Origin of the sequence: Kitasatospora sp. CB01950 (assembly GCF_001905465.1) — a bacterium.
In the GTDB taxonomy this organism is placed as follows: domain Bacteria; phylum Actinomycetota; class Actinomycetes; order Streptomycetales; family Streptomycetaceae; genus Kitasatospora.
The window spans coordinates 252-21,211 of record NZ_LISX01000027.1; the positions used below are offsets into that span (position 1 = coordinate 252).

A 20,960-nucleotide genomic window follows, 5' to 3' on the forward strand; every position below is an offset into this window, starting at 1 on the left:
CACCCCCACCACCCCGCGCGGAGCACACCCTCAGAACAGCCGGGCCGCCCAAAGCGCATCCGCCGACCGAAGCCCGCCGACACCGCCCGGACCGGCCCGCGTACCCCCAACACCCCCACCACCCCGCGCGGAGCACACCCTCAGAACAGCCGGGCCGCCCAAAGCGCGCCCGCCAGCCGGAGCCCGCCGACACTGCCGCGGGCCAGCCCGCACAGCATCACCACCACCCCACCCCCGCGAAGCGCGTCCCCAACACCCCATCACCCCGCGCGGAGCGCCCCTCAGAACAGCCGGGCCGCCCAAGGCGCATCCGCCAGCCGATGCGCATCGACGCCGCCCCAGGCCAGCCCGCGCGACATCACCACCACCCCACCCGCGCGAAGCGCGTCCCCAACTCCCTCACCACCCCGCGCGGAGCGCACCCCCAACACCCCCAACACCCCCAACACCCCCACCACCCCCACCACCCCGCGCGGAGCGCCCCCTCAGAACGGCCGGGCCGCCCAAGGCGCATCCGCCGGCCTGAGCGTGTCGACGCCGCCGCGGGCCAGCACGGTGTGGAGGGCGAGGGTGCCGGTGACCAGCGTGGGGTTGTGGAGTTCGCCGGCGAGGACGAGGTCGATGAGCTGTTCGAGCGGGACCCAGGCCGACTCCAGTTCCAGTTCCTCCCCGTGCGCGGCGTACCGCTCCCCGTCCGCCTCCGACAGCTCCGTGGCGAGGAAGAGTCGCAGGGCTTCGTCGCTGCCGCCGGGCGAGGTGTAGAAGTCGACCAGGACGCGCCAGTTGCCGGCCTTGCAGTAGGCCTCCTCGAAGAGTTCCCGCTGCGCCGCGTGCAGCGGGTTCTCGCCGGGAACGTCCAGCAGCCCGGCCGGCAGCTCCCAGAGCCGGTGCCGGACGGGGTGCCGGTACTGGCGCAGGACGAGGACGCGGGCCTGCTGGTCGACGGCGAGGACGCCCACCGAGCCGGGGTGGATCTGGTAGTCGCGCTGTGCCCAGCTGCCGTCGGGCATCCGCACCTGCTCGGAGCGCATGCCGGTCATCCGGCCCTGGAAGGGCGTGTGCCCGTCCCGGACGTCCCATTCCTCGGCCACGTCGCGAATCCCGGTCATCAGGACACCACCCCTTCTCGTCAGATAGACGCAATCTACCGGACGCCCCGCCCCCGACACGCCGAAGCCGCCCGCCCCGGAGCGAACTCCGGGACGGGCGGCTTCGGAAACCGAGAACGCGTCAGCCGACCTTGCGGTCGATCGCCGCCGCGACCAGGCCCGCGAACAGCGGGTGCGGCCGGGTCGGGCGGGACTTCAGCTCGGGGTGGGCCTGGGTCGCGACCAGGTAGGGGTGGACCTCGCGCGGGTACTCGACGTACTCGACCAGGTCGCCCTTCGGGGAGAGGCCGGAGAACTGCAGGCCGGTCTTCTCCAAGTCGGCGCGGTACGCGTTGTTGACCTCGTAGCGGTGACGGTGGCGCTCCTCGACGTACTGCTCGCCGCCGTAGACCTCGCGCACGATCGAACCCTCGGCGAGCTTCGCCGGGTACAGGCCCAGACGCATGGTGCCGCCCAGGTCGCCCTTGCCGTCGACGATGGCGAGCTGCTCGGCCATGGTCGAGATGACCGGGTACTTCGCGGCGGAGTCGAACTCGGTGGAGTTCGCCTCCGGCAGCCCGGCCAGGTTGCGGGCGGCCTCGATGACCACGCACTGCAGGCCCAGGCACAGGCCCAGCAGCGGGATCTTGTTCTCGCGGGCGTAGGTGATCGCGGCGACCTTGCCGTCGACACCGCGGTCGCCGAACCCGCCGGGGATGCAGATCGCGTCGACGTCGCCGAGCTGCTCCTGCGCGCCCTCGGGGGTCTCGCAGTCGTCGGAGGTGACCCACTTGATCTCGACGCGGGCGTTGTTGGCGAAGCCGCCGGCGCGCAGCGCCTCGGTCACCGACAGGTACGCGTCGGGCAGGTCGATGTACTTGCCGACCAGGGCGACCTTGACCACGTGCTGCGGCTCGTGGACGCGGCGCAGCAGGTCGTCCCAGACCGTCCAGTCGACGTCGCGGAACGGCAGGTCGAGGCGGCGCACCACGTAGGCGTCGAGGTTCTCGGCGTGCAGGACCTTCGGGATGTCGTAGATCGACTTGGCGTCGATCGCGGCGACCACGGCCTCCTCGTCGACGTCGCACATCAGCGAGATCTTGCGCTTGATGGCCTGCGGCACCTCGCGGTCGGCGCGCAGCACGATCGCGTCGGGCTGGATGCCGATGCTGCGCAGCGCGGCCACCGAGTGCTGGGTGGGCTTGGTCTTGAGCTCGCCGGACGGGCCGATGTAGGGCAGCAGCGAGACGTGCACGAAGAACACGTTGTCGCGGCCGACCTCGTGGCGGACCTGGCGGACGGCCTCCAGGAACGGCAGCGACTCGATGTCGCCGACGGTGCCGCCGACCTCGGTGATGACCACGTCGACGTCCTCGGTCGCCATCCGGCGGATCCGGGACTTGATCTCGTTGGTGATGTGCGGGATGACCTGGACGGTGTCGCCGAGGTACTCGCCGCGCCGCTCCTTCGCGATCACCGTGGAGTAGACCTGGCCGGTGGTGACGTTCGCCGAGCCGTGCAGGTTGGTGTCGAGGAAACGCTCGTAGTGACCGATGTCGAGGTCGGTCTCGGCGCCGTCGTCGGTGACGAAGACCTCACCGTGCTGGAACGGGTTCATGGTGCCCGGGTCCACGTTGAGGTAGGGGTCGAGCTTCTGCATCGTCACTCGCAGGCCGCGGGCCTTGAGAAGCGCGCCGAGGCTCGAGGCGGTGAGGCCCTTGCCGAGCGAAGAAGCGACACCCCCGGTGACGAAGAGGTGCTTGGTCGTCACGGCGCGGCCGTTGGCCGACTTGCCGGAATGGGGCTGTGCCAAGAGGGGGCTCCCGTGGGTGTCGTGTCGGAGAGTGACGCCGGTGGAGGGGCTCCCGGCCCTCGTTCCCACCAGTTCCACGGGATACCAGCGTATCAGTGCCCCGGCGAGTGCTTGCCCGAGTCCGGGTGGAGAGGCCTCCGGCGCGTCGGCCGGACAGCTCATCCGGGCAGCCCGGAAAAGGCCCGGAGGGTATGCGGCACAAGGGGTGTGGGCAGACGGACGGGGTACTGAACACGCCCGAAACATCCGAATCCACGTATTCTGCTCAAACGTCGACATCCTCGCCCGACCCCCGACCCGTGCGCACCCCCGACCCGTGCGCACCGCCGCCGCCGGGGCACCCTGGGCCGCTGGGAACGGAGAGCCATGGCCGGTCGCATCGAGGACTACGCGCTCATCGGGGACATGCAGACGGCCGCGCTGGTGCGCCGGGACGGCGCGGTCGACTGGCTGTGCCTGCCGCGGTTCGACTCGCCGGCGGTGTTCGCGGGCCTGCTCGGCACCGACGAGCACGGCTTCTGGCGGATCGGCCCGGCACTGCCCGTCGAGCCGCCGCCCGCCGCCGCCCCGCCGCCCCGCACCTTGCTGGACGGCGAGCCGCCGATCCCGCCGGTGACGGCCGCCGCGCCCGCGCTGCCCTGCGACCGGCGCCGCTACCGCGGCGACTCGCTGATCCTGGAGCAGGAGTGGGACACCCAGGGCGGCACCGTCCGGGTGATCGACTTCATGCCTCCGCGGCACCTGCTCGGCACCCCGGACGTGCCGCAGATGATCCGCATCGTGGAGGGCCTGGCCGGCACCGTCCGGATGCGCTCGGCGGTGCGGATGCGCTTCAGCTACGGCCGGATCGTGCCCTGGGTGCACCGGGTCGAGCAGCCCGGCGTCGGGCACCGCACCGTCGCCGTCGCCGGGCCCGACTCGGTGTGGCTGGACGGCCGGGCCGAGACCTACGGCCGCGACCTGACCACGTACGCGGACTTCACCGTCACCGCCGGTGAGCGGATCGCCTTCGGGCTGACCTGGAAGGCCTCCCACGAGCCGGCGCCCGCGCCGCCGGACGCCGAGGGCGCGCTGGAGTCCACCGAGCGGTTCTGGCGCGAGTGGGTCGAGCAGTGCCGCTACCAGGGCCCCTACCGGGAGGCCGTGGTCCGTTCGCTGATCACCCTGAAGGCGCTCACCTACGCCCCGACCGGCGGCATCGTCGCCGCCCCGACCACCTCGCTGCCGGAGGACCTCGGCGGCGAACGCAACTGGGACTACCGCTACACCTGGCTGCGGGACGCCGCGATCACCCTGTCCTCGCTGCTGCGCACCGGCTACCGCGAGGAGGCCCGGGCGTGGCGCGAGTGGCTGCTGCGGGCGGTGGCCGGCGACCCGGAGAACCTGCAGATCATGTACGGCATCGCCGGGGAGCGCGAACTCACCGAGTCCGAGCTCGACTGGCTGCCCGGCTACGAGGACTCCCGCCCGGTCCGGATCGGCAACGGCGCCGCCGGGCAGCTCCAGCTCGACGTGTACGGCGAGGTCGTCGAGGCCCTGCACCTGGCCACCATGTCGGGCCTGGCCCGGCACGACCACGCCCACCAGCTGCAGCTGCGCCTGATCGAGTACCTGGAGGACCACTGGCGCAACCCCGACGAGGGCATCTGGGAGGTCCGCGGCCCGCGCCGGCACTTCGTGCACTCCAAGGTGATGGCCTGGGTCGCCGTCGACCGCACCCTCAAGCTGCTGGAGCAGCTGGAGAACGCCCCGGAGGGCCTCACCGGGCGCTGGGAGGAGCTGCGCGCCGAGATCCACGCCGACGTGTGCGCGAAGGGCTACGACCCGGAGCGCAACACCTTCACCCAGTACTACGGCGGCAAGGAGCTGGACGCCTCGCTGCTGCTGATCCCGCAGGTCGGCTTCCTGCCGCCGGACGACAAGCGGGTGATCGGCACCATCGAGGCGATCCAGCGCGAACTGTCCACCGAGGACGGCTTCGTGCTGCGTTACCCGACGCACGACGACGAGGGCAACAACGTCGACGGCCTGTCCGGCCACGAGGGGGCGTTCCTGGCCTGTTCGTTCTGGCTGGCCGACGACCTGGCGATGATCGGACGGGTCGGCGAGGCCCGCGAGCTGTTCGAACGGCTGCTGGCGCTCCGCAACGATCTGGGGCTGCTCGCCGAGGAGTGGGATTCGCGTTCACGCCGTCAGGTCGGCAACTTCCCGCAGGCGTTCAGCCACGTTCCGCTGATCGACACGGCGCTGCGGCTGACCGCCGCGGGCGGGCTGAACCTGTCGTCGCACTGATGCGACGTCAGTTCTGACGCTGCACCAGTTCGTCGTAGACGGACAGCACCTGGGCGACGGTGGCGGCCTCGTCCGGCCAGGTGCAAGCCTGGACGCGGCCGGCGTCGGCGAGTGCGACGCGGCGTTTCTCGTCGCCGAGGAGTTCGCGGACGGCGCCGCCGAGCGCCCGCGGGTCGGCGAACGGCACCAGCACGGCGGCGTCGCCGACCAGTTCGGGGACGCCGCCGACGGCGGTGGCGACCACCGGCACGCCGGCCCGCATCGCCTCCTGGGCGACCAGCGAGCGGGCCTCCCAGCGGGAGGAGAGCACGACCAGGTCGGCGGCGGCCAGCAGGTCGGCGATGTCGGAGCGGTAGCCGAGGACGTCCACCGGCAGCTTCTCGGCCCGCACCCGCTCGGTCAGCGCCTGCCGTTCGGGGCCGTCGCCGGCCAGCAGCACGTGCGGCATCGGCTCGCCGGGCGCGGCGAAGTGCGGGACGGCGTCCAGCAGCAGCGAGAAGCACTTCTGCGCGACCAGGCGGCCGATCGCCAGCACCACGGGCCGGCCGTCGTCGCCGCCGGGCAGGGCGGCGGCGCGGGCCGCGGCGCGGTCGAGGTCGGCGGGCGGCATCGGCGGGGCGGCGACCGGGCCGAGCCGGGCGTCGGTGGCGCCCAGTTCGCGGGCCCGGGCGACCAGGTCGGAGGACGCGCCGAGGACCAGGTCGGCGGCCCGCACCACCCGGCGTTCCATCAGGCGTTGGAGACGGCGCTCCAGGCCGGTGGCGAGCAGCGCGTGGTGCGAGGTGACCACCAGCGGCGTGTCCGGACGGATGCCGGGGAACCGGCCGGCGGTGCGCAGCGCCAGGTCGGACAGCAGGCCGGCGCGCAGGCCGTGGGCGTGGATGACGTCGGCGCCGGTGAAGGCGCGGCGCAGCTCGCCGATCGCGACGGCGTCGGAGCGGGCTCCCGAGGTGGGGGTGATGTCCACCGTGTGCAGGCGGGCGCCGGCCGTGGTGAAGCCGTGCCGACGGTCGGTGCCCTCGGGCGCGCAGACGGTGACCGCCACTCCGTGGGCGACCAGACCCTGCGTCAGGGAGCGCACGTGCGCGCCGATCCCGCCGGTCGCGGCGGCCAGGACGAGCACCACGTGCAGCTGGGGGGCCGCGGTGGCCCGGGCGGCGGAATGGTCCACGTCGTTTTCGCTCCGACTCGTTGTCAGCTGGTGTCCGCTCGCCACGATGCCAGGTCGGTCGCCCTCTTGGACAGTCGGCACCGCTGCGGGCGCGTCGCCCGGACCCGGCAGGTCCGGGCGGCGCGTGCCGCACGAGGTATCAGCGTGCCCTGGCGGTGCGGGCGGCTTCGAGGAGTTCCTCGGCGTGCGCCCGGCCGAGCTCGGAGTCCTCCAGGCCCGCGAGCATCCGGGACAGCTCGCGCACCCGCTCCTCGTCGTTGAGGGTCTTCACGCCGGAGCGGGTGACCACGCCGTCGTTGGTCTTCTCCACCACCAGGTGCCGGTCGGCGAACGCGGCGACCTGCGGCAGGTGGGTGACGACCACGACCTGGGCGCTGCGGGCGAGTTTGGCGAGGCGGCGGCCGATCTCCACGGCGGCCTTGCCGCCGACGCCCGCGTCGACCTCGTCGAACAGGTAGGTCGGCACCGGGTCCGCGCCGGCGAACACCACCTCGACGGCCAGCATGACGCGGGACAGCTCGCCGCCGGAGGCGCCCTTGGCGATCGGCCGGGCCTGCGCGCCGGGGTGCGGGGCGAGCAGCACCTCGACCTCGTCGACGCCGTGCGGGCCGTAGGCGACAGTGCGGCCGTCGACCTCGATCCCGGACAGGTCGTCGACCTGGCTGATCGCGAACGTCACCCGGGCGTGCGGCATGGCGAGTTCGGCGAGCTCGGCGGAGACCGCGCCGGCGAACGTGCCGGCGGCGGCGTGCCGGGCCTGCGACACCTCGACCGCCAGGTCGGCCAGCTGGGTGCGCAACTCGGTCTCCTGCGCGCCGAGTTCGTCGATCCGCTCGTCGTCGCCGTCGAGTTCCAGCAGCCGCACCGAACCGGCCTCGGCCCAGGCGGTCACCTCGGCGAGGGTGCCCTCGGTGCCGGAGTACTTGCGGACCAGGTGGGCGAGGACGGAGCGGCGGTCCTCGACGGCGGCCAGCCGGACCGGGTCGGCGTCCAGGTCGTCGGCGTACCCGGCGAGGTCGCCGGCCACGTCGGCGAGCAGGTAGCCGACCTCGCCGAGGCGGTCGGCGAGCTGCGCGAGGCGCTCGTCGTGGTGGCGGACCGCGTCGACGGCGCGGCGGGCCTGGGCGAGCAGGGTGCCCGCGTCCACCGCCTCCGGGTCGGCGGGGTCGCCGGCCAGCGCGGCGTGCGCGAGCGTCGCGGCGGAGGACAGCGCGTCGGCGTGGCCGAGGCGCTCGGACTCGACGGCCAGCTCCCCGTCCTCCCCGGCGACGGGTTCGGCGGCGGCGATCTCTTCCAGGCCGAAACGCAGCAGGTCGGCCTCCTGGGCGCGCTCGCGGGCCCGGGTGGTCAGCTCCTCCAGCGTCGCGGACACCTCGCGCAGGGTGCGGTACACCTCGCGGTAGCGGGCCAGCGGCTCGGCGACGGCCTCGCCCGCGTACCGGTCGAGCGCGCCGCGCTGCCGGGACGGGCGCAGCAGCCGCTGCTGGTCGGTCTGGCCGTGCACGGCGATCAGGTCCTCGCCGAGTTCGGCGAGCAGCCCGACCGGCACCGAACGGCCGCCGACGTGCGCGCGGGAGCGGCCCTCGGCGGAGACGGTGCGGCTGATCAGCAGTTCGCCGTCGTCGAGTTCGGCGCCCGCCTCGATGGCCCTGGCCACCACCGGGGAGGCCGGGTCGAGGGCGAGGCGGCCCTCCACGACGGCCCGCGCGGAGCCGTTGCGCACCAGCCCCGGGTCGGCCCGGCCGCCGAGCAGCAGCCCGAGGCTGGTCACCACCATGGTCTTGCCGGCTCCGGTCTCACCGGTGACGGCCGTGAAGCCGGGGGCGAGTTCGACCACCGCGTCGTCGATGACACCCAGATCCCGTATCCGCATCTCGTCCAACACGGAGACGACCTTACGAGGTTCCACCGTCGGTTCGCGACGACCGCCCCCCGGTTCACCCGACAGTGGCGGGCTCCGGCACCGTGAGTCGCGGCAGGAAGAACTGGACCAGCGGGCCGATCGCCAGCGCGTAGGCGACCGTGCCGACGCCGAACGTGCCGCCGAGGAGGATGCCGACGGTCAGCACGGTCAACTCGATGCAGGTGCGGATCAGCCGCACGGAACGGCCGGTGCGCCGGTGCAGGCCGGTCATCAGGCCGTCGCGCGGGCCCGGGCCGAGCCGCGCCCCGATGTACAGGCCGGTCGCCACGGCGTTCAGCACGATGCCCACGGCGAGCAGCGGGATCCGGGCGGCGAGCGCGTGCGGGTGCGGCAGCAGCGCCAGCGTGGCGTCCATCGCGACGCCGAGGACGGCGACGTTGCCGACGGTGCCGACGCCGGGCCGCTGCCGCAGCGGTATCCACAGCAGCAGCACCAGCAGGCCGACCAGCGTCACCCAGGTGCCGACGCTCAGGCCGAGGTGCCGGGCCAGGCCCTGGTGGAAGACGTCCCACGGGTTGCCGCCGAGCGAGGAGCGCAGCACCAAAGCCATCGAGACGCCGTACAGCACCAGGCCGGCGGCGAGCCGGAGCAGCCGGCGGGGCAGGTCGGTGGTGACGTGGGGCAGGGCGAGTGCCATCGGGTGGACCTCTTTTCGTGCGGTGCTTGCCGTTCCTCGGCACTGACCGTCACTATGGACGGTCCAAAAGGGCACCCGACAGGGCCAATCCGATCCGAGTGGACTGATTTCCGATGGCCGAGTGGCACAGCACACTGACCCCGCACGCACTCGCCCGCCAACTGCCCCCGGCGGACGGCCGCCGCCCCGCCTACCGCTCGCTCGCCGACCGGGTCTCCCGACTGGTCGCCGACGGCCGCCTCCCCGCCGGCACCCGGCTGCCCGCCGAACGCGAACTCGCCGCCGAACTCCGCCTCAGCCGCACCACCGTCGCCGCCGCCTACGAGGCCCTGCGCGCCGACGGCTTCCTGCGCTCACGACGCGGCGCCGGCTCCTGGACGGCCCTCCCGAACGGCACCCGGCCGCCCGCCGACACCCTGCACCCGCTCGGCGCCGACGGGCCCGGTACCGAACTCGACCTCGGCCTGGCCGCGCCCACCGCCCCGCCGCAGCTCGCCGACGCCGCCGCCCACGCCCTCGACCGGCTGCCCGCCTACGCCGCCGGCCACGGCACCTACCCCACCGGCCTGCCCGTCCTGCGCGAGGCCGTCGCCCGCCGCTACACCGAACGCGGCCTGCCCACCGGCCCCGAACAGATCCTGATCACCACCGGCGCGATGAGCGCCCTGCACCTGGCCCACCAGGCCCTGCTGACCCGCGGCGACCGGGTCGCCGTCGAAGCGCCCGGCTACCCCAACACCCTGCGCGCCCTGGACCGCTCCGGCGCCCGCCTGGTCCCCGTCCCGTTCACCACCGACCGCGCAGGGCAGCCGAGTTGGGACCTCCCCCAGTGGCAGCGGGTGCTCCGCGGCGCCGCCCCCAAACTCGCCTCCACCATCCCCGACTTCCAGAACCCCACCGGCGCCCTGATCGACGAGGACCGGCGCCGCGCCCTGCTCGCCCACGCCCGCGCCGCCGGCACCGCCGTCCTCGCCGACGAGACCTGCACCGAACTCGGCTGGGGCGTCGACGACTCCGCCATGCCCCGACCGCTCGCCGCACTCGACCGCGACGCCCGGGTGATCACCGTCGGCTCGGCCGGCAAACTGCTCTGGCCCGGCCTGCGGATCGGCTGGCTGCGCGCCCAGCCGTCCCTGGTACGGAAGTTGGCCGTCGACCGGGCCCTGTTCGACCTCGGCACCCCCGTCCTCGACCAGCTGATCGCCGCCCACCTGCTCACCGACCACCTGGCGGCCGTCCGCACCGAACGCCACGCCGGCCTCCGCGCCACCGCCCACGCCTTCGCCGACGCCCTGCCCCGGCACTTCCCCGACTGGCGCTTCACCCTGCCCCCCGGCGGCCTCGCCCTCTGGGTCGCCACCCCCGGCCTGCCTGCCACCGCCCTCGCAAGGGCCGGCGAACGCCTCGGCGTCCGCATCGCCTCCGGCGCCCGCTTCGGCATCGACGGCGCGTTCGAGGAGTACCTCCGCCTCCCCCTCACCCTCCCCGCCACCCACGTCCCCCACGCCCTGACCCGCATCGCCGAAGCCGCCGCCCTCGCCGGCACCGAGCGTTTCACGACGGAGGGCCCGGAACCGTGCAGCCTGTAAGCAGCGAGAGCACAGCCGAACCAGGCGCGCGTGGGGGTACCTCCCGGCCCGCCAGGGCTGGGGGAGAACTGCGCGAAGGGGAACGCGCCACATCCGCAAGATCGCGAAGCAGGACAGTGACCTGCAGGTGATCGCGACCTTACGGACGTGGTCCGGGGTGGTACCCGCGTCAGACCGCCCGGGACCGCCCCCGCCACCCCGTCACCGGCAGCGCGAACTTCGCGACCAGCCGGTCCGTGAACGGCGCCCGGTGCAGCCGGGCGAGCCGTACCGGCGTCTTGCCGCGCCGGACCTCCACCCGTGCGCCGGCCGGGAGTTCGACCGAGCGGCGCCCGTCGCACCACAGCACCCCGTGCGGCGTCCTCGGCTGCACCTCCACGGCCAGCACCGAGTCCGGCGAGGTCACCAGCGGGCGGGCGAACAGCGCGTGCGCACTGATCGGCACCATCAGCAGCGCCTCCACCTCCGGCCACACCACCGGCCCGCCCCCGGAGAACGCGTACGCGGTCGAGCCGGTGGGCGTCGAGAGCACCACCCCGTCGCAGCCGAAGTTCGACACCGGGCGGCCGTCCACCTCGGTGACGACTTCCAGCATCCGCTCGCGTGCCGCCTTCTCCACCGAGGCCTCGTTCAGCGCCCAGTCCTCGTGCAGCACATCGCCGTTGGTGCGCACCAGGACGTCGATGGTCATGCGTTCCTCGACGGCGTAGTCGGCGTCGACGACCCGGTCCACCACCGTCGCCAGGTCGTCGCGTTCCGCCTCCGCGAGGAAGCCGACCCGGCCGAGGTTGATGCCGAGCATCGGCAGCCCCGACTCGCGGGCCAGTTCCGCCCCGCGCAGCAGCGTGCCGTCGCCGCCCGCGACCAGGATCAGTTCGCAGCCGTCGGCCGCGCCCGGCCCGCCCGGGACCAGCTCCACCCCGTCCGGCAGGTCCAGGCCCACCGCCTCCGCCTCCAGCAGCCGGATCCGGATCCCCGCCTTCAGCAGGCCGTCCACCAGCCCTTCCACACTACGCAGGGCGGCCTCCCGGCCGGTGTGCGCGATCAGGAAGACCGTACGACGATCGCTCATTGCCCGCTGCCCTCTCCCTACGCCTGCCGGACCCTGCTGGCCCGGCCGCGGCATGCCAGTCTGCGCAACGCTCGGACGCCTGCCAAGTACCCTACTTCGGCCCCTCCGCCACGGCCCGGTCCGCCTCGGCCGGATCCAGCTGGTCCGCGTCCCGGCGCAGCCACAGGAAATACTCGACGTTGCCCGACGGTCCCGGCAGCGGCGACGCCGTCACCGCGCGCACGCCCAGGCCCAACTGCCAGGCCTGCGAGGCGACCTGGCGGATCGTCTCGGCCCGCAGCTCCGGCGAACGCACCACGCCGCCCGAACCCAGCCGTTCCTTGCCGATCTCGAACTGCGGCTTCACCATCAGCACCAGGTCCGCGTCCGGCGCCGCGCAGCCGGCCAGCGCCGGCAGCACCAGGCCGAGCGAGATGAACGACAGGTCGCCCACCACCAGGTCGACGAGGGTGCCGCCGATCAGTTCCGGCGTCAGCTCCCGCACGTTGGTGCGGTCCATCACCGTCACCCGCTCGTCGCTCTGCAGCGACCAGGCGAGCTGCCCGTAACCGACGTCCACCGCCAGCACGTGCGCCGCGCCCGCGCGCAGCAGGACGTCGGTGAAGCCGCCCGTGGACGCCCCCGCGTCCAGCGCCCGGCGGCCCTCGACGACCAGGCCCTGCGGGACGAACGCGGCGAACGCGCCCGCCAGCTTGTGGCCGCCGCGCGACACGTAGTCCGGGTCGTCGTCGTCCTTCGCGACCACCACGGCCGCCGCCGTCTCCACCTGCGTCGCCGGCTTGGTCGCCACCGCGCCGCCCACCGTCACCCGACCCGCCGCGATCAGCTCGCTCGCGTGCTCCCGCGACCGGGCCAGCTTCCGCCGCACCAGCTCCGCATCCAGACGGCGTCGTGCCACTGCCACTGCTACGTCAGCTCCCACATTCCGCAATCGTCACTCGCGGTCCAGCGCCGCGAGGGTCGCGGCGAGCCGCGCATGAACATCTTCGTACACCTCGACCCGCTCCCCCGCCCCCACCCCGTCCGCCTCCCCCAGCCGGGCCAGCACCTCGTCCACTTCGGGCTCGCCCGTCCACTGCATCTCACTCACCGCCGGCGTCCCCGCCCTCGGGCTTCGCGGCGGTCTTCCGGGCGGCGGTCTTCTTCACCGGCTTCGCGGCCGACGCGCCGTCAGCGGCCTTGGTGCGCTTCGACGCGGCCTTGGTCGCCGATGTCGGCGTCAACACCGACTTCTGCGCCGCCACGGACTTCCGTACGGGCGCGGCCTTCTTCGCCTGCGCGGGCAGCGGGGCCGACGGGCTGTCCGCGGCGGCGGCCTTCTTCGCCGCTGCCGTCTTCTTCGCCGTCGTCTTCTTCGCGGGGGCGGCCTTCTTCGCGGCGGCCTTCTTCGCCACCGTCTTCGGCGTCGCCGGGGCCTTCCGCGGCACCGAACGCTTGGCCGCCGCCTGCTTGGCCGCCGCGCCCTTGCGGGCCGTCGCCCGCTTCACCGGCGGCACCGGCTGCTCGGGCTCCGAGGCCGTCTCCACCACCGGCTCCGCATCCCACCCGGCGTCGAACAGGCCCTTGGCCCGGGCGGCCGGCCGGACCACCGGCTCCTCCTCCGGCTGCTCCTCGGGCTGCTCCTCGGGCTGCTTCTCGGGCTCGGCCGCGGCAGTCGGCTCGTCGACCTCGCGCAGCTTCGACTCCAGGAAGCTCAGCACCACGCCGACCTTCACCACCTGGTCGCCGACCTTCTCGAAGACCCGGTCGACCTCGCCCTTGGCGGCGCCCGCGAGCCCCACCCCGGCGCTCACGGCCTGCTCGGCCAGCGTCCGCAACTGCTCGACCCCCGGAGGGAGTTCACCGGTCCGCCGACGCAGCTCCTCGGCCGCGTCCTGCACCCGGCGGCTCGCCTCCTCGGCGAGCTCCGTCGCGACCACCACCACACCCCGCACCGCATCCCGCAGCATCCCGAACGCCTCCTCCGCGGGCACCGACTGCCCGCCCTGACGCTACCCCGTCCTACGCCCCGCCCGTACGCGCATTCCCCGCCCGCCCCACGGTCGGCCCCCTCACCCCACCCGGCCGACACGTCCCCCGGGCGCGTTAGCGTGGAACGCCGCACCGATCACCGAGAAGTACCGAGAACTACCGAGAACTACCGAGAACAGGAGCACGCCGCACCCATGGCCACCATCGAGGAGTGCCGCAGCGCACTGGAGCAGCTCAGCCGCAACCTCGCCGGCGCGAACGGCGACGTCCGCAAGGCCGCCGCTCTCGACCGGTCGCTCAGCTGCCACCTCACCGACCTCGGCCTGACCTTCACCGGACGCCTCACCGGCGGGCAGCTCACCGGCATCACCGACACCCCCGGCCCGCCCGCCACCAAGGCCGACATCCGCCTCACCACCACCGGCACCGACCTCGTCGCCCTGGTCGACGGCCGGCTGCCGTTCCCCACCGCCTGGGCCACCGGCCGCCTCAAGCTCGACGCGAGCTTCCGCGACCTGCTGCGCCTGCGCAGCCTCCTCTGAGCCCGCTCTCCTCCCAGCCACGAGGTGGCCGGCGGGCTGTCCTTCGCCAACGCCGGCCAGTACGGGCGCGTCCCTTCCCGGCACATCCGCGGTGCCGACGCGGGTCGGCCGCGCCGGCCAGGGCCCGCAGTGCAGGTCCAGCGGCCGCTCGCCGTCGGCGTGAGCAGCACCGCCCCGCCGCCACCACGGGTTGGCCGATCGTCAGCTCGCCGCACAGTCCTGCGGATTCGGCCCCGGCACCCTTCCCCAATTCAACAGCTGCTCGACGGCCGTCCCCGTCGCCCGCTGCACCTGCAATTGCGGTTCGCCCGGCGGCCCGTCGCCGGCCATCGCCAGGTAGAACCGGTACGGCCCGCGCTGCCCGTCCTCTTCGCCGAGGTAGAACAGCCGCGCCGGCCAGCGCCCGCAGCGCAGGTCCAGCGGCTCCTCGCCCTCGACGGTGAACAGCGTCGTCCAGATCTCATTCCTGGCACCGGCCATGACCTCGTTGGCAGGCGGGTCCGCTTTCGGCGCGTGGGGGTGGAACCTCACGCTCATCAGGTCCCTGCCGGACAGGTCCGCCACTCCGGCGCCCCACGTGCCGCTCGGCAGCAACCGGACGAAGACCACCGCCTGCTCCGTCCGCCCGGCCTCCCGGAACGAACCCGCCACCACGTCCTGCTCGGTCAGGCCCCACACCGACAGGTCGAGCCGCACCGGCGGGCTGCTCGTCAGGGCCGCCCAGTTGCCGCCCGGCACCCGGTCGACCGTTCGGTACGTGTACCCCGCCGGCACCAACGCCGGCACGGCCACCACCAGCCCGAGACTCCTCACCGCACGTCCGCGCATCATCCCCCTGGACGACCCGAAGCAGTGCGGGTACACCCACCCGGCCGACCCTCAACTCACAGCGCGGCCAACGCCTTTGACGTATCCGGCACCGCCCCGTTCGCGTCCGCCCACGTCCAGGCCGCCGCACACAGCGCCCGCAGTGCGTCGATCCGCTCGCCCGTGCCGTCCAGGGTCAGCGCGTCGCCGTCCACGCCGGCCTGCCAGCCGCCGCAGCCGAACCGGCCGCCGCCGAGCTCCGCGACCTCCGGCTGCGGCTCCAGCAGGCCGCGCAGGTCGTCCGCCAGGTAGGTCGGGCGGTGCTGCACCGGGGCGGCCAGCAGCAGGGCCGGCGTGGTGACGCCGGTGAACACCAGCAGCGAGTCCACGCCGCCGTTGTACGCGCCCTCGATGTCGGTGTCGAGGCGGTCGCCGACCACCAGCGGATGCTTCGCGCCCGTCCGCAGCACCGTCTCCCGGTGCATCGGCGGCAGCGGCTTGCCCGCGACCTCCGGCGTCACACCGGTCGCCGCCGACACGGCCGCCACCAGCGTCCCGTTGCCGGGCGCGATGCCGCGCGCCGTCGGGATCGACATGTCCGTGTTCGACGCCACCCACGGCAGGCCCCGGCCGACCGCGTACGAGGCCTCCGCAAGGTCCGCCCAGCCCACCGACGGGTCGTAGCCCTGCGCCACCGCCGCCGGGTCCTCGTCCAGGGAGCGCACCGGCACCAGCCCGCGCTCCTCCAGCGCCTCCACCAGCCCCGCACCGCCGACCACCAGCACCCGCGACCCCGCCGGGACCTGCTCCGACACCAGCCGCGCCGCCGCCTGCGCCGAGTTGATCACGTCCGCGGGCTCGGCCGGCACCCCCAGCTCCGACAGGTGCTCCGCGACCACCCGCGGCGGCCGCGACGCGTTGTTCGTGACGTACGCCAGCCGCATCCCCGCCGCCCGCGCCCGCTCCAACGACTCCACCGCGTACACGATCGCGTGCGGCCCGGCGTACACCACCCCGTCCAGGTCGAGCAGCGCCGTGTCGTACGCCTCCGTCAACGCCACCGCGCTGCCCTGCGGCACGCTCCGCACCATCACTGCTCTCCACTCACCTCGAACGATCGAACACTCGCCACCCTAGGGCCTACGGCCTAGGGTCCGTCCGCCCCCTCCGCCCCCTCCGCCCCCTCCGCCTCGTCCGCCTCGTCCGGCGGGGCCAAGTACCCCGGGGCGCCCGGCTGCAGCGGCCCGAACGCCCCCGCCCGCGCCGCCAACGTCGCCCGGGTCTGCCGCAGCGCCGCCCGGTAGTGCTTGTTGCCCGGCTGCATCGCCACCGCCAGCGCCAGGTGCTCCGCCGACGACTCGAAGTCCCCCAGCCGGGCCGCCGCCACACCCCACCCGAACTGCGCGTAGTCGTCCGACGGGTCCGCGACCGCGACCGTCCGGAAATTCTCCAGCGCCGCCGCGTACTGCCCCGCATCGAACTGCGCCCGCGCCAGCGCCTCCCGGATCGACCGCGACCCCGGCTCCGCCTCCGCCGCCCGCGCCAGCAACTGCACCGCCGCCGCCGGATGCCGTTCCTCCAACAACCGCACCCCGCGCCGGAACCAGTCGTACACGCCGCCGCCCGGCGCCCCCGCCGAACCCCCCGACGCAGCCTCCGCGCCGTCGCCGTCGTGGCTCCCGTAACTCATCCGCACTCTCCCCGCTCTCCCGCGCCGCACCCGCCGCACCGCCCGCAACCCGAACAGTCGCGCGCATCGCGATCTCTCAACAAGGAGTACCCGGCTAACATGCCCAGGATGAGCGCCCCTCGTGCCGAAATCGGCAACGAGCCCTCGGGCGGCCCCGGAGACCCCGGGCACGTCGCCACCGCAGGGCTGTCCCTGTCCCCGTTCCGCGGCCTGCGCTACGACCCCCAGCGGGTCGGCGACCTGGCCGCGGTGACCTCACCCCCGTACGACGTGGTGGACCCCGGACGGCGCCTGGACCTGGAGACCGCGGACCCCCACAACATCGTCCGCCTCATCCTGCCGCGCCCCGAACCGGAGGACTCCGGCCTCCGCCCCGACCGCGACACCCGTTACCGGCACGCCGCCCGACTGCTGCGCGACTGGCGCCGGCAGGGCGTCCTCACCGCCGACCCCCGACCCGCCCTGTACGTCTACGAGCAGCAGCACCCCACCGCAGGCCTGCAACGCGGCCTGATCGGCGCCCTCGCCGTCAGCGGCCCCGAAGCCGGCATCGTCCTCCCCCACGAGGACGTCATGCCCAAGCCCGTCGCCGACCGGGTCGGCCTGATGCGCACCACCCGCGCCAACCTCGAACCCCTGCTGCTGACCTACCGCGGCCACGGCCGCGCCGCCGAGGTCGTCGACCGCACCGCCGCCGGCGAACCGCTGCTCCACGTCACCACCACCGACGGCACCCACCACCGGCTGTGGGCCGTCACCGCCCCAGCCGACCTGGCCGCCGTCAGCCGCGACCTCGCCACCTGCCGCGCCCTCATCGCCGACGGACACCACCGCTGGGAGATGTACCTGCGGCTGCAGCGCGAACACCGCCACCTGCCCCGCAGCCCCTGGGACCGCGGCCTGGTCCTGCTGGTCGACACCGACCGCTACCCGCTGAAGGTCCGGGCCATCCACCGCGTCCTGCACCGCCTGCCGCTGCACGCCGCGATCGCCGCCCTCGACCCCGACGTCTGGCAGCTCACGGAACTGTCCGGCTCTCTCCCCGACGCCCTCAAGGCCCTCGCCGAGGCCCGCACGGACGCCCGCAACGCCTTCGTCCTGACCGCCGGCGACGACCGCTTCCTGCTGCTCACCGGCCCCGACGAACGCACCCTCGACGCCACCGTCCGCCACGACCGCCCCGAGGAGTGGCGCCGGCTCGACGCCACCGTCCTGCACGCCACCCTGCTCGACCGCACCTGGCACGTTCCCGACAGCCCCGAGCACATCGGCTACCTGCACTCCGCCGAAGCCGCCGTCCGCGAGGCCGCCCGCACCGGCGGCACCGCCGTCCTGCTCCACCCCGTCGAGGAACGCGTGGTCCGCCGCCTCGCCGAACAGGGCGTCACCATGCCCCGCAAGTCCACCTCCTTCGGCCCCAAGCCGGCCACCGGACTGGTCCTGCGCTCCCTCGAACTCGGCTGACCCGACCCGCGCGGCCCGGCCCGACCGGGCCGGCCCGCAAACGACAACGGCCCCCGTTCCTACCCGGAACGGGGGCCGTCTCAGTCACCGCGCGAAGGTCAGGCCTTCTTCGGCTGCTCCTCGGAGGAGTTCTCGTCGTAGTCCTCGTCGATCTCGAGGTCGTCGTCGTCGTAGAACTCCTCGACGTCCTCCTCGTCCTCGAAGATCATCCGGTCGTCGCCGATCTCGTCCTTCGCGATCGGCTTGCGGGCCGGCTCCTCGGACTCCACGGCCTCGTCCTCGGCGTCCTCGTCCAGCGCGTCGGTGAACTCCACGCCGTCGATCTCCGCCAGGCGCTCGGACGCGTTGGTCGAGCCGTCCGAGTCGGCCTCCACGGCCTTCACGAACCACTCGCGGGCCTCGTCCGCACGACCCGCCGCGATCAGCGCATCGGCGTACGCGTAGCGCAGGCGCGCCGTCCACGGGTGGATCGCCGAGGACGCCAGCTCCGGGCTCTGCAGCGTCACGACGGCCGCGTCGAACTGCTCCAGGTCGGCACGGGCACCCGCCGCGACCAGGCGCATCTCGACCTGACCGGCCTTGTCCAGCTGCTTCACCTCGGGCTCGCCGGCCATCGCCAGCGCCCGCTCCGGACGACCCAGACCGCGCTCGCAGTCCGCCATCACCGGCCACAGGTCCGCCCGGCCGGTCATCCGCTTCGCGGCCCGGAACTCGGTCAGCGCCTCGGCGTACCGCTGCGTCATGTACGACGCGAAACCGGCCGCCTCACGGACGCTCGCCACCCGCGACGCCAGCCGCAGCGCGACGCGCGAGTAGTTGTAGGCCTCCTCCGGCTCGCTGTCGAGCAGCCGCGCGACCATCACCAGGTTGCGCGCCACGTCGTCGGCGAGGGTCTTCGGCAGGCTCTTCAGGTCCTGACGCACGTCCGCGTCGATCTCGAACCCGGTCACGTCGTCCGGGATCGGCAGCCGGCGCACCGGCTCCTGCCGACGCTCGTCCTGATCCCGACCGAACCCACCCCGGTCGTCCCGGCCACCCCGGTACCCGCCACGGTCCCCACCACGGTCGTCGCGACCACGGAAGCCGCCACGGTCACCACGGTCGTCGCGACGGAACCCGCCACGGTCACCGCCCTGCGGACGGTCGTCCCGGCCACGGAAGCCACCGCCCTGCGGGCGGTCGCCACGGTCATCGCGGCGGAAGCCACCCTGCGGGCGGTCGCCGCGGTCGTCACGACGCTCGAAGCCGCCACTGCGCTGCGGACGGTCACCGTACGACGGACGGTCGCCACGGTCGTCACGACGGAAGCCACCCTGCGGACGGTCGTCCCGGCGGAAGCCACCCTGCGGGCGGTCGCCGCGGTCGTCACGACGCTCGAAGCCGCCGCTGCGCTGCGGGCGGTCACCGTAGGACGGGCGGTCGCCACGGTCATCGCGACGGAAGCCACCACCCTGCGGACGGTCACCACGGTCGTCACGACGGAACCCGCCACGGTCGCCGCCCTGCGGACGGTCGTCGCGGCCACGGAAGCCACCCTGCGGGCGGTCGTCGCGACGCTCGAACCCGCCACTGCGCTGCGGACGGTCGCCGTAGGACGGGCGGTCGCCACGGTCGTCGCGACGGAAGCCGCCCTGCGGACGGTCTCCGCCCTGGGGACGGTCGTCGCGACGCTCGAAGCCGCCGCTGCGCTGCGGACGGTCACCGTAGGACGGGCGGTCGCCACGGTCATCGCGACGGAAGCCACCACCCTGCGGACGGTCACCACGGTCATCGCGACGGAACCCGCCACCCTGCGGACGGTCGTCGCGGCCACGGTAGCCACCGCCCTGGGGACGGTCACCGTACGACGGGCGGTCGCCACGGTCGTCACGACGGAACCCGCCCTGCGGACGGTCTCCGCCCTGGGGACGGTCGTCGCGACGCTCAAAGCCGCCGCTGTGCTGCGGACGGTCACCGTAGGACGGGCGGTCACCACGGTCATCGCGACGGAAGCCACCACTCTGCGGACGGTCGTCGCGGCCACGGTAGCCACCGCCCTGGGGACGGTCGCCGAACGACGGGCGGTCGCCACGGTCGTCACGACGGAACCCGCCCTGCGGACGGTCTCCGCCCTGGGGACGGTCGTCGCGGCCGCGGTAGCCACCGCCCTGCGGACGGTCGCCGAACGACGGACGGTCGCCACGGTAACCCCTGCGGTCGCCGCCACGGTCACCGCGGTCGTCACGACCGCGGTAGCCGCCGCCTTCGCCACGGTCATCACGACGCGGGCCACGGTCGTTCGACCAGCCCCCGCGCGACCTGGGCTCGTAGCCCCGGCCGCCGTCATTTCGGCGCTCGGGCCGGTCCTGGGGCGGGTTCGACATGCTGGTGACTCCTGTCTGCACACTGCTGGCTCTAGAGGGCGCCACTGCCGATCCATCGACACCAGCGCGCGATCCGGACGACCTCCGAACCCCACCAGGGCCCGGTACGTCCGTACTTGTCCATTGTCCGGCACACGGGCGAGCACCGCGTCCGGGTGCCCGACCGCCGTCTGCCGGCCGTCTGTATGTTCGGCTGAAAAAAGCCCAACAAAAAAGGCCGAGGCCCCAGCTCATCGCTGGGGCCTCGGCCTTTTGAAGAATTGTTCGGCGGCGTCCTACTCTCCCACAGGGTCCCCCCTGCAGTACCATCGGCGCTGTGAGGCTTAGCTTCCGGGTTCGAAATGTAACCGGGCGTTTCCCTCACGCTATGACCACCGAAACCCTATCGGGTATTCAGCGAACACACTTTTCAGTTGAAATATGTGTTACTTACTTACCTGGTGGATCCGAATGGATCGGTTCCTTACCGGCGATAGCTGTTCGCTACCCGGGAACCACACAGTGAACGCGAGCGTCTGAGGACAAGCCCTCGGCCTA

17 protein-coding genes, 1 rRNA gene and 1 pseudogene are annotated in these 20,960 nt (G+C 73.7%); 4 read left to right on the top strand and 15 right to left on the bottom strand.

All coding sequences use genetic code 11. The features are described from left to right. Nucleotides 1-485: 485 nt before the first annotated feature. Together AMK19_RS33845 and AMK19_RS33850 are read right to left on the bottom strand one after the other, a co-directional pair. Complete coding sequence (locus tag AMK19_RS33845; protein ID WP_073819417.1) at nt 486-1,109, bottom strand: NUDIX domain-containing protein; 624 nt, start codon at nt 1,107-1,109, stop codon at nt 486-488. Between the two features lie 121 nt (nt 1,110-1,230). Then, nucleotides 1,231-2,901: a CTP synthase gene (locus AMK19_RS33850; RefSeq protein ID WP_274537013.1), complete on the bottom strand. Its 1,671-nt coding sequence runs from the start codon at nt 2,899-2,901 to the stop codon at nt 1,231-1,233. Between the two features lie 342 nt (nt 2,902-3,243). On the opposite strand from AMK19_RS33850, the gene AMK19_RS33855 reads away from it, so the two are divergent. Continuing rightward, the gene (locus AMK19_RS33855; protein WP_274537014.1) at nt 3,244-5,193 is read left to right on the top strand and encodes a glycoside hydrolase family 15 protein; all 1,950 of its coding nucleotides are present in this window, start codon (nt 3,244-3,246) and stop codon (nt 5,191-5,193) included. A 7-nt stretch (nt 5,194-5,200) separates the two neighbouring features. Here the strand turns inward: AMK19_RS33855 and AMK19_RS33860 are convergent, their stop codons facing one another. From AMK19_RS33860 to yczE, 3 genes are all read right to left on the bottom strand, one after another. After that, a complete protein-coding gene (locus AMK19_RS33860) occupies nt 5,201-6,364 on the bottom strand; it encodes a glycosyltransferase family 4 protein (RefSeq protein ID WP_073819421.1) in 1,164 nt (387 codons plus the stop codon). Nucleotides 6,365-6,503: 139 nt separating this feature from the next. Further along, complete coding sequence (gene recN / locus AMK19_RS33865) at nt 6,504-8,237, bottom strand: DNA repair protein RecN (RefSeq protein WP_073819443.1); 1,734 nt, start codon at nt 8,235-8,237, stop codon at nt 6,504-6,506. Nucleotides 8,238-8,301: 64 nt separating this feature from the next. Then, entirely contained in the window at nt 8,302-8,925 is a 624-nt protein-coding gene (yczE, locus tag AMK19_RS33870; RefSeq protein ID WP_073819423.1) for a membrane protein YczE, read from the bottom strand. A 113-nt stretch (nt 8,926-9,038) separates the two neighbouring features. On the opposite strand from yczE, the gene yczR reads away from it, so the two are divergent. Next, nucleotides 9,039-10,514, top strand: a complete 1,476-nt coding sequence (gene yczR / locus AMK19_RS33875; RefSeq protein WP_073819425.1) for a MocR-like transcription factor YczR — start codon at nt 9,039-9,041, stop codon at nt 10,512-10,514. Nucleotides 10,515-10,683: 169 nt separating this feature from the next. Here the strand turns inward: yczR and AMK19_RS33880 are convergent, their stop codons facing one another. The 4 genes from AMK19_RS33880 to AMK19_RS33890 all read right to left on the bottom strand — a co-directional run bounded on the left by AMK19_RS33880 (nt 10,684) and on the right by AMK19_RS33890 (nt 13,535). Then, on the bottom strand, nt 10,684-11,586 hold the full coding sequence (locus AMK19_RS33880) for an NAD kinase (RefSeq protein WP_073819427.1): 903 nt from the start codon (nt 11,584-11,586) through the stop codon (nt 10,684-10,686). Between the two features lie 91 nt (nt 11,587-11,677). Beyond that, entirely contained in the window at nt 11,678-12,484 is an 807-nt protein-coding gene (locus AMK19_RS33885; protein ID WP_073819429.1) for a TlyA family RNA methyltransferase, read from the bottom strand. A 36-nt stretch (nt 12,485-12,520) separates the two neighbouring features. After that, nucleotides 12,521-12,676, bottom strand: coding sequence for a hypothetical protein (locus AMK19_RS36355; protein ID WP_158071988.1), 156 nt, complete (start codon nt 12,674-12,676; stop codon nt 12,521-12,523). Then, nucleotides 12,669-13,535, bottom strand: coding sequence for a hypothetical protein (locus AMK19_RS33890; RefSeq protein ID WP_073819430.1), 867 nt, complete (start codon nt 13,533-13,535; stop codon nt 12,669-12,671). The genes AMK19_RS36355 and AMK19_RS33890 overlap by 8 nt, the downstream gene beginning before the upstream one ends. Nucleotides 13,536-13,751: 216 nt before the next feature. Between AMK19_RS33890 and AMK19_RS33895 the strand changes: the two genes are divergently transcribed. Beyond that, nucleotides 13,752-14,099 carry an SCP2 sterol-binding domain-containing protein gene (locus AMK19_RS33895; protein ID WP_073819432.1) on the top strand — a complete coding sequence of 116 codons (348 nt, stop codon included), beginning with the start codon at nt 13,752-13,754 and terminating at the stop codon, nt 14,097-14,099. A gap of 201 nt (nt 14,100-14,300) precedes the next feature. On the opposite strand, the gene AMK19_RS33900 is transcribed toward AMK19_RS33895, so the two are convergent. From AMK19_RS33900 to AMK19_RS33910, 3 genes are all read right to left on the bottom strand, one after another. Then, a complete protein-coding gene (locus AMK19_RS33900) occupies nt 14,301-14,912 on the bottom strand; it encodes a hypothetical protein (protein ID WP_206745157.1) in 612 nt (203 codons plus the stop codon). A 71-nt stretch (nt 14,913-14,983) separates the two neighbouring features. After that, complete coding sequence (locus AMK19_RS33905; RefSeq protein ID WP_073819435.1) at nt 14,984-15,997, bottom strand: HAD-IIA family hydrolase; 1,014 nt, start codon at nt 15,995-15,997, stop codon at nt 14,984-14,986. Between the two features lie 56 nt (nt 15,998-16,053). Then, nucleotides 16,054-16,596 carry a tetratricopeptide repeat protein gene (locus tag AMK19_RS33910; protein ID WP_073819437.1) on the bottom strand — a complete coding sequence of 181 codons (543 nt, stop codon included), beginning with the start codon at nt 16,594-16,596 and terminating at the stop codon, nt 16,054-16,056. A gap of 108 nt (nt 16,597-16,704) precedes the next feature. Here AMK19_RS33910 and AMK19_RS33915 point away from each other — a divergent pair, with 108 nt between their 5' ends. Further along, complete coding sequence (locus tag AMK19_RS33915) at nt 16,705-18,060, top strand: DUF1015 family protein (RefSeq protein WP_083647591.1); 1,356 nt, start codon at nt 16,705-16,707, stop codon at nt 18,058-18,060. Nucleotides 18,061-18,158: 98 nt separating this feature from the next. Here AMK19_RS33915 and AMK19_RS33920 read toward each other — a convergent pair whose 3' ends face one another. The 3 genes and pseudogenes from AMK19_RS33920 to rrf all read right to left on the bottom strand — a co-directional run bounded on the left by AMK19_RS33920 (nt 18,159) and on the right by rrf (nt 20,802). Further along, nucleotides 18,159-18,983 carry a tetratricopeptide repeat protein gene (locus AMK19_RS33920; protein ID WP_198953540.1) on the bottom strand — a complete coding sequence of 275 codons (825 nt, stop codon included), beginning with the start codon at nt 18,981-18,983 and terminating at the stop codon, nt 18,159-18,161. A 108-nt stretch (nt 18,984-19,091) separates the two neighbouring features. Continuing rightward, nucleotides 19,092-19,868, bottom strand: a pseudogene (locus AMK19_RS38760) (hypothetical protein); the annotation flags it as partial. An 817-nt stretch (nt 19,869-20,685) separates the two neighbouring features. Then, a 5S ribosomal RNA gene (rrf, locus tag AMK19_RS33930) occupies nt 20,686-20,802 on the bottom strand. Between the last annotated feature and the right edge of the window lie 158 nt (nt 20,803-20,960).

Bases quoted from the DNA above. Each gene is read 5' to 3' on its own strand.
- AMK19_RS33845 (WP_073819417.1), bottom strand. From the start codon at position 1,109: ATGACCGGGATTCGCGACGTGGCCGAGGAATGGGACGTCCGGGACGGG.
- recN (WP_073819443.1), bottom strand. From the start codon at position 8,237: ATGCGGATACGGGATCTGGGTGTCATCGACGACGCGGTGGTCGAACTC.
- yczE (WP_073819423.1), bottom strand. From the start codon at position 8,925: ATGGCACTCGCCCTGCCCCACGTCACCACCGACCTGCCCCGCCGGCTG.
- yczR (WP_073819425.1), top strand. From the start codon at position 9,039: ATGGCCGAGTGGCACAGCACACTGACCCCGCACGCACTCGCCCGCCAA.
- AMK19_RS33880 (WP_073819427.1), bottom strand. From the start codon at position 11,586: ATGAGCGATCGTCGTACGGTCTTCCTGATCGCGCACACCGGCCGGGAG.
- AMK19_RS33890 (WP_073819430.1), bottom strand. From the start codon at position 13,535: ATGCTGCGGGATGCGGTGCGGGGTGTGGTGGTGGTCGCGACGGAGCTC.
- AMK19_RS33895 (WP_073819432.1), top strand. From the start codon at position 13,752: ATGGCCACCATCGAGGAGTGCCGCAGCGCACTGGAGCAGCTCAGCCGC.
- AMK19_RS33905 (WP_073819435.1), bottom strand. From the start codon at position 15,997: ATGGTGCGGAGCGTGCCGCAGGGCAGCGCGGTGGCGTTGACGGAGGCG.
- AMK19_RS33910 (WP_073819437.1), bottom strand. From the start codon at position 16,596: ATGAGTTACGGGAGCCACGACGGCGACGGCGCGGAGGCTGCGTCGGGG.
- AMK19_RS33915 (WP_083647591.1), top strand. From the start codon at position 16,705: ATGAGCGCCCCTCGTGCCGAAATCGGCAACGAGCCCTCGGGCGGCCCC.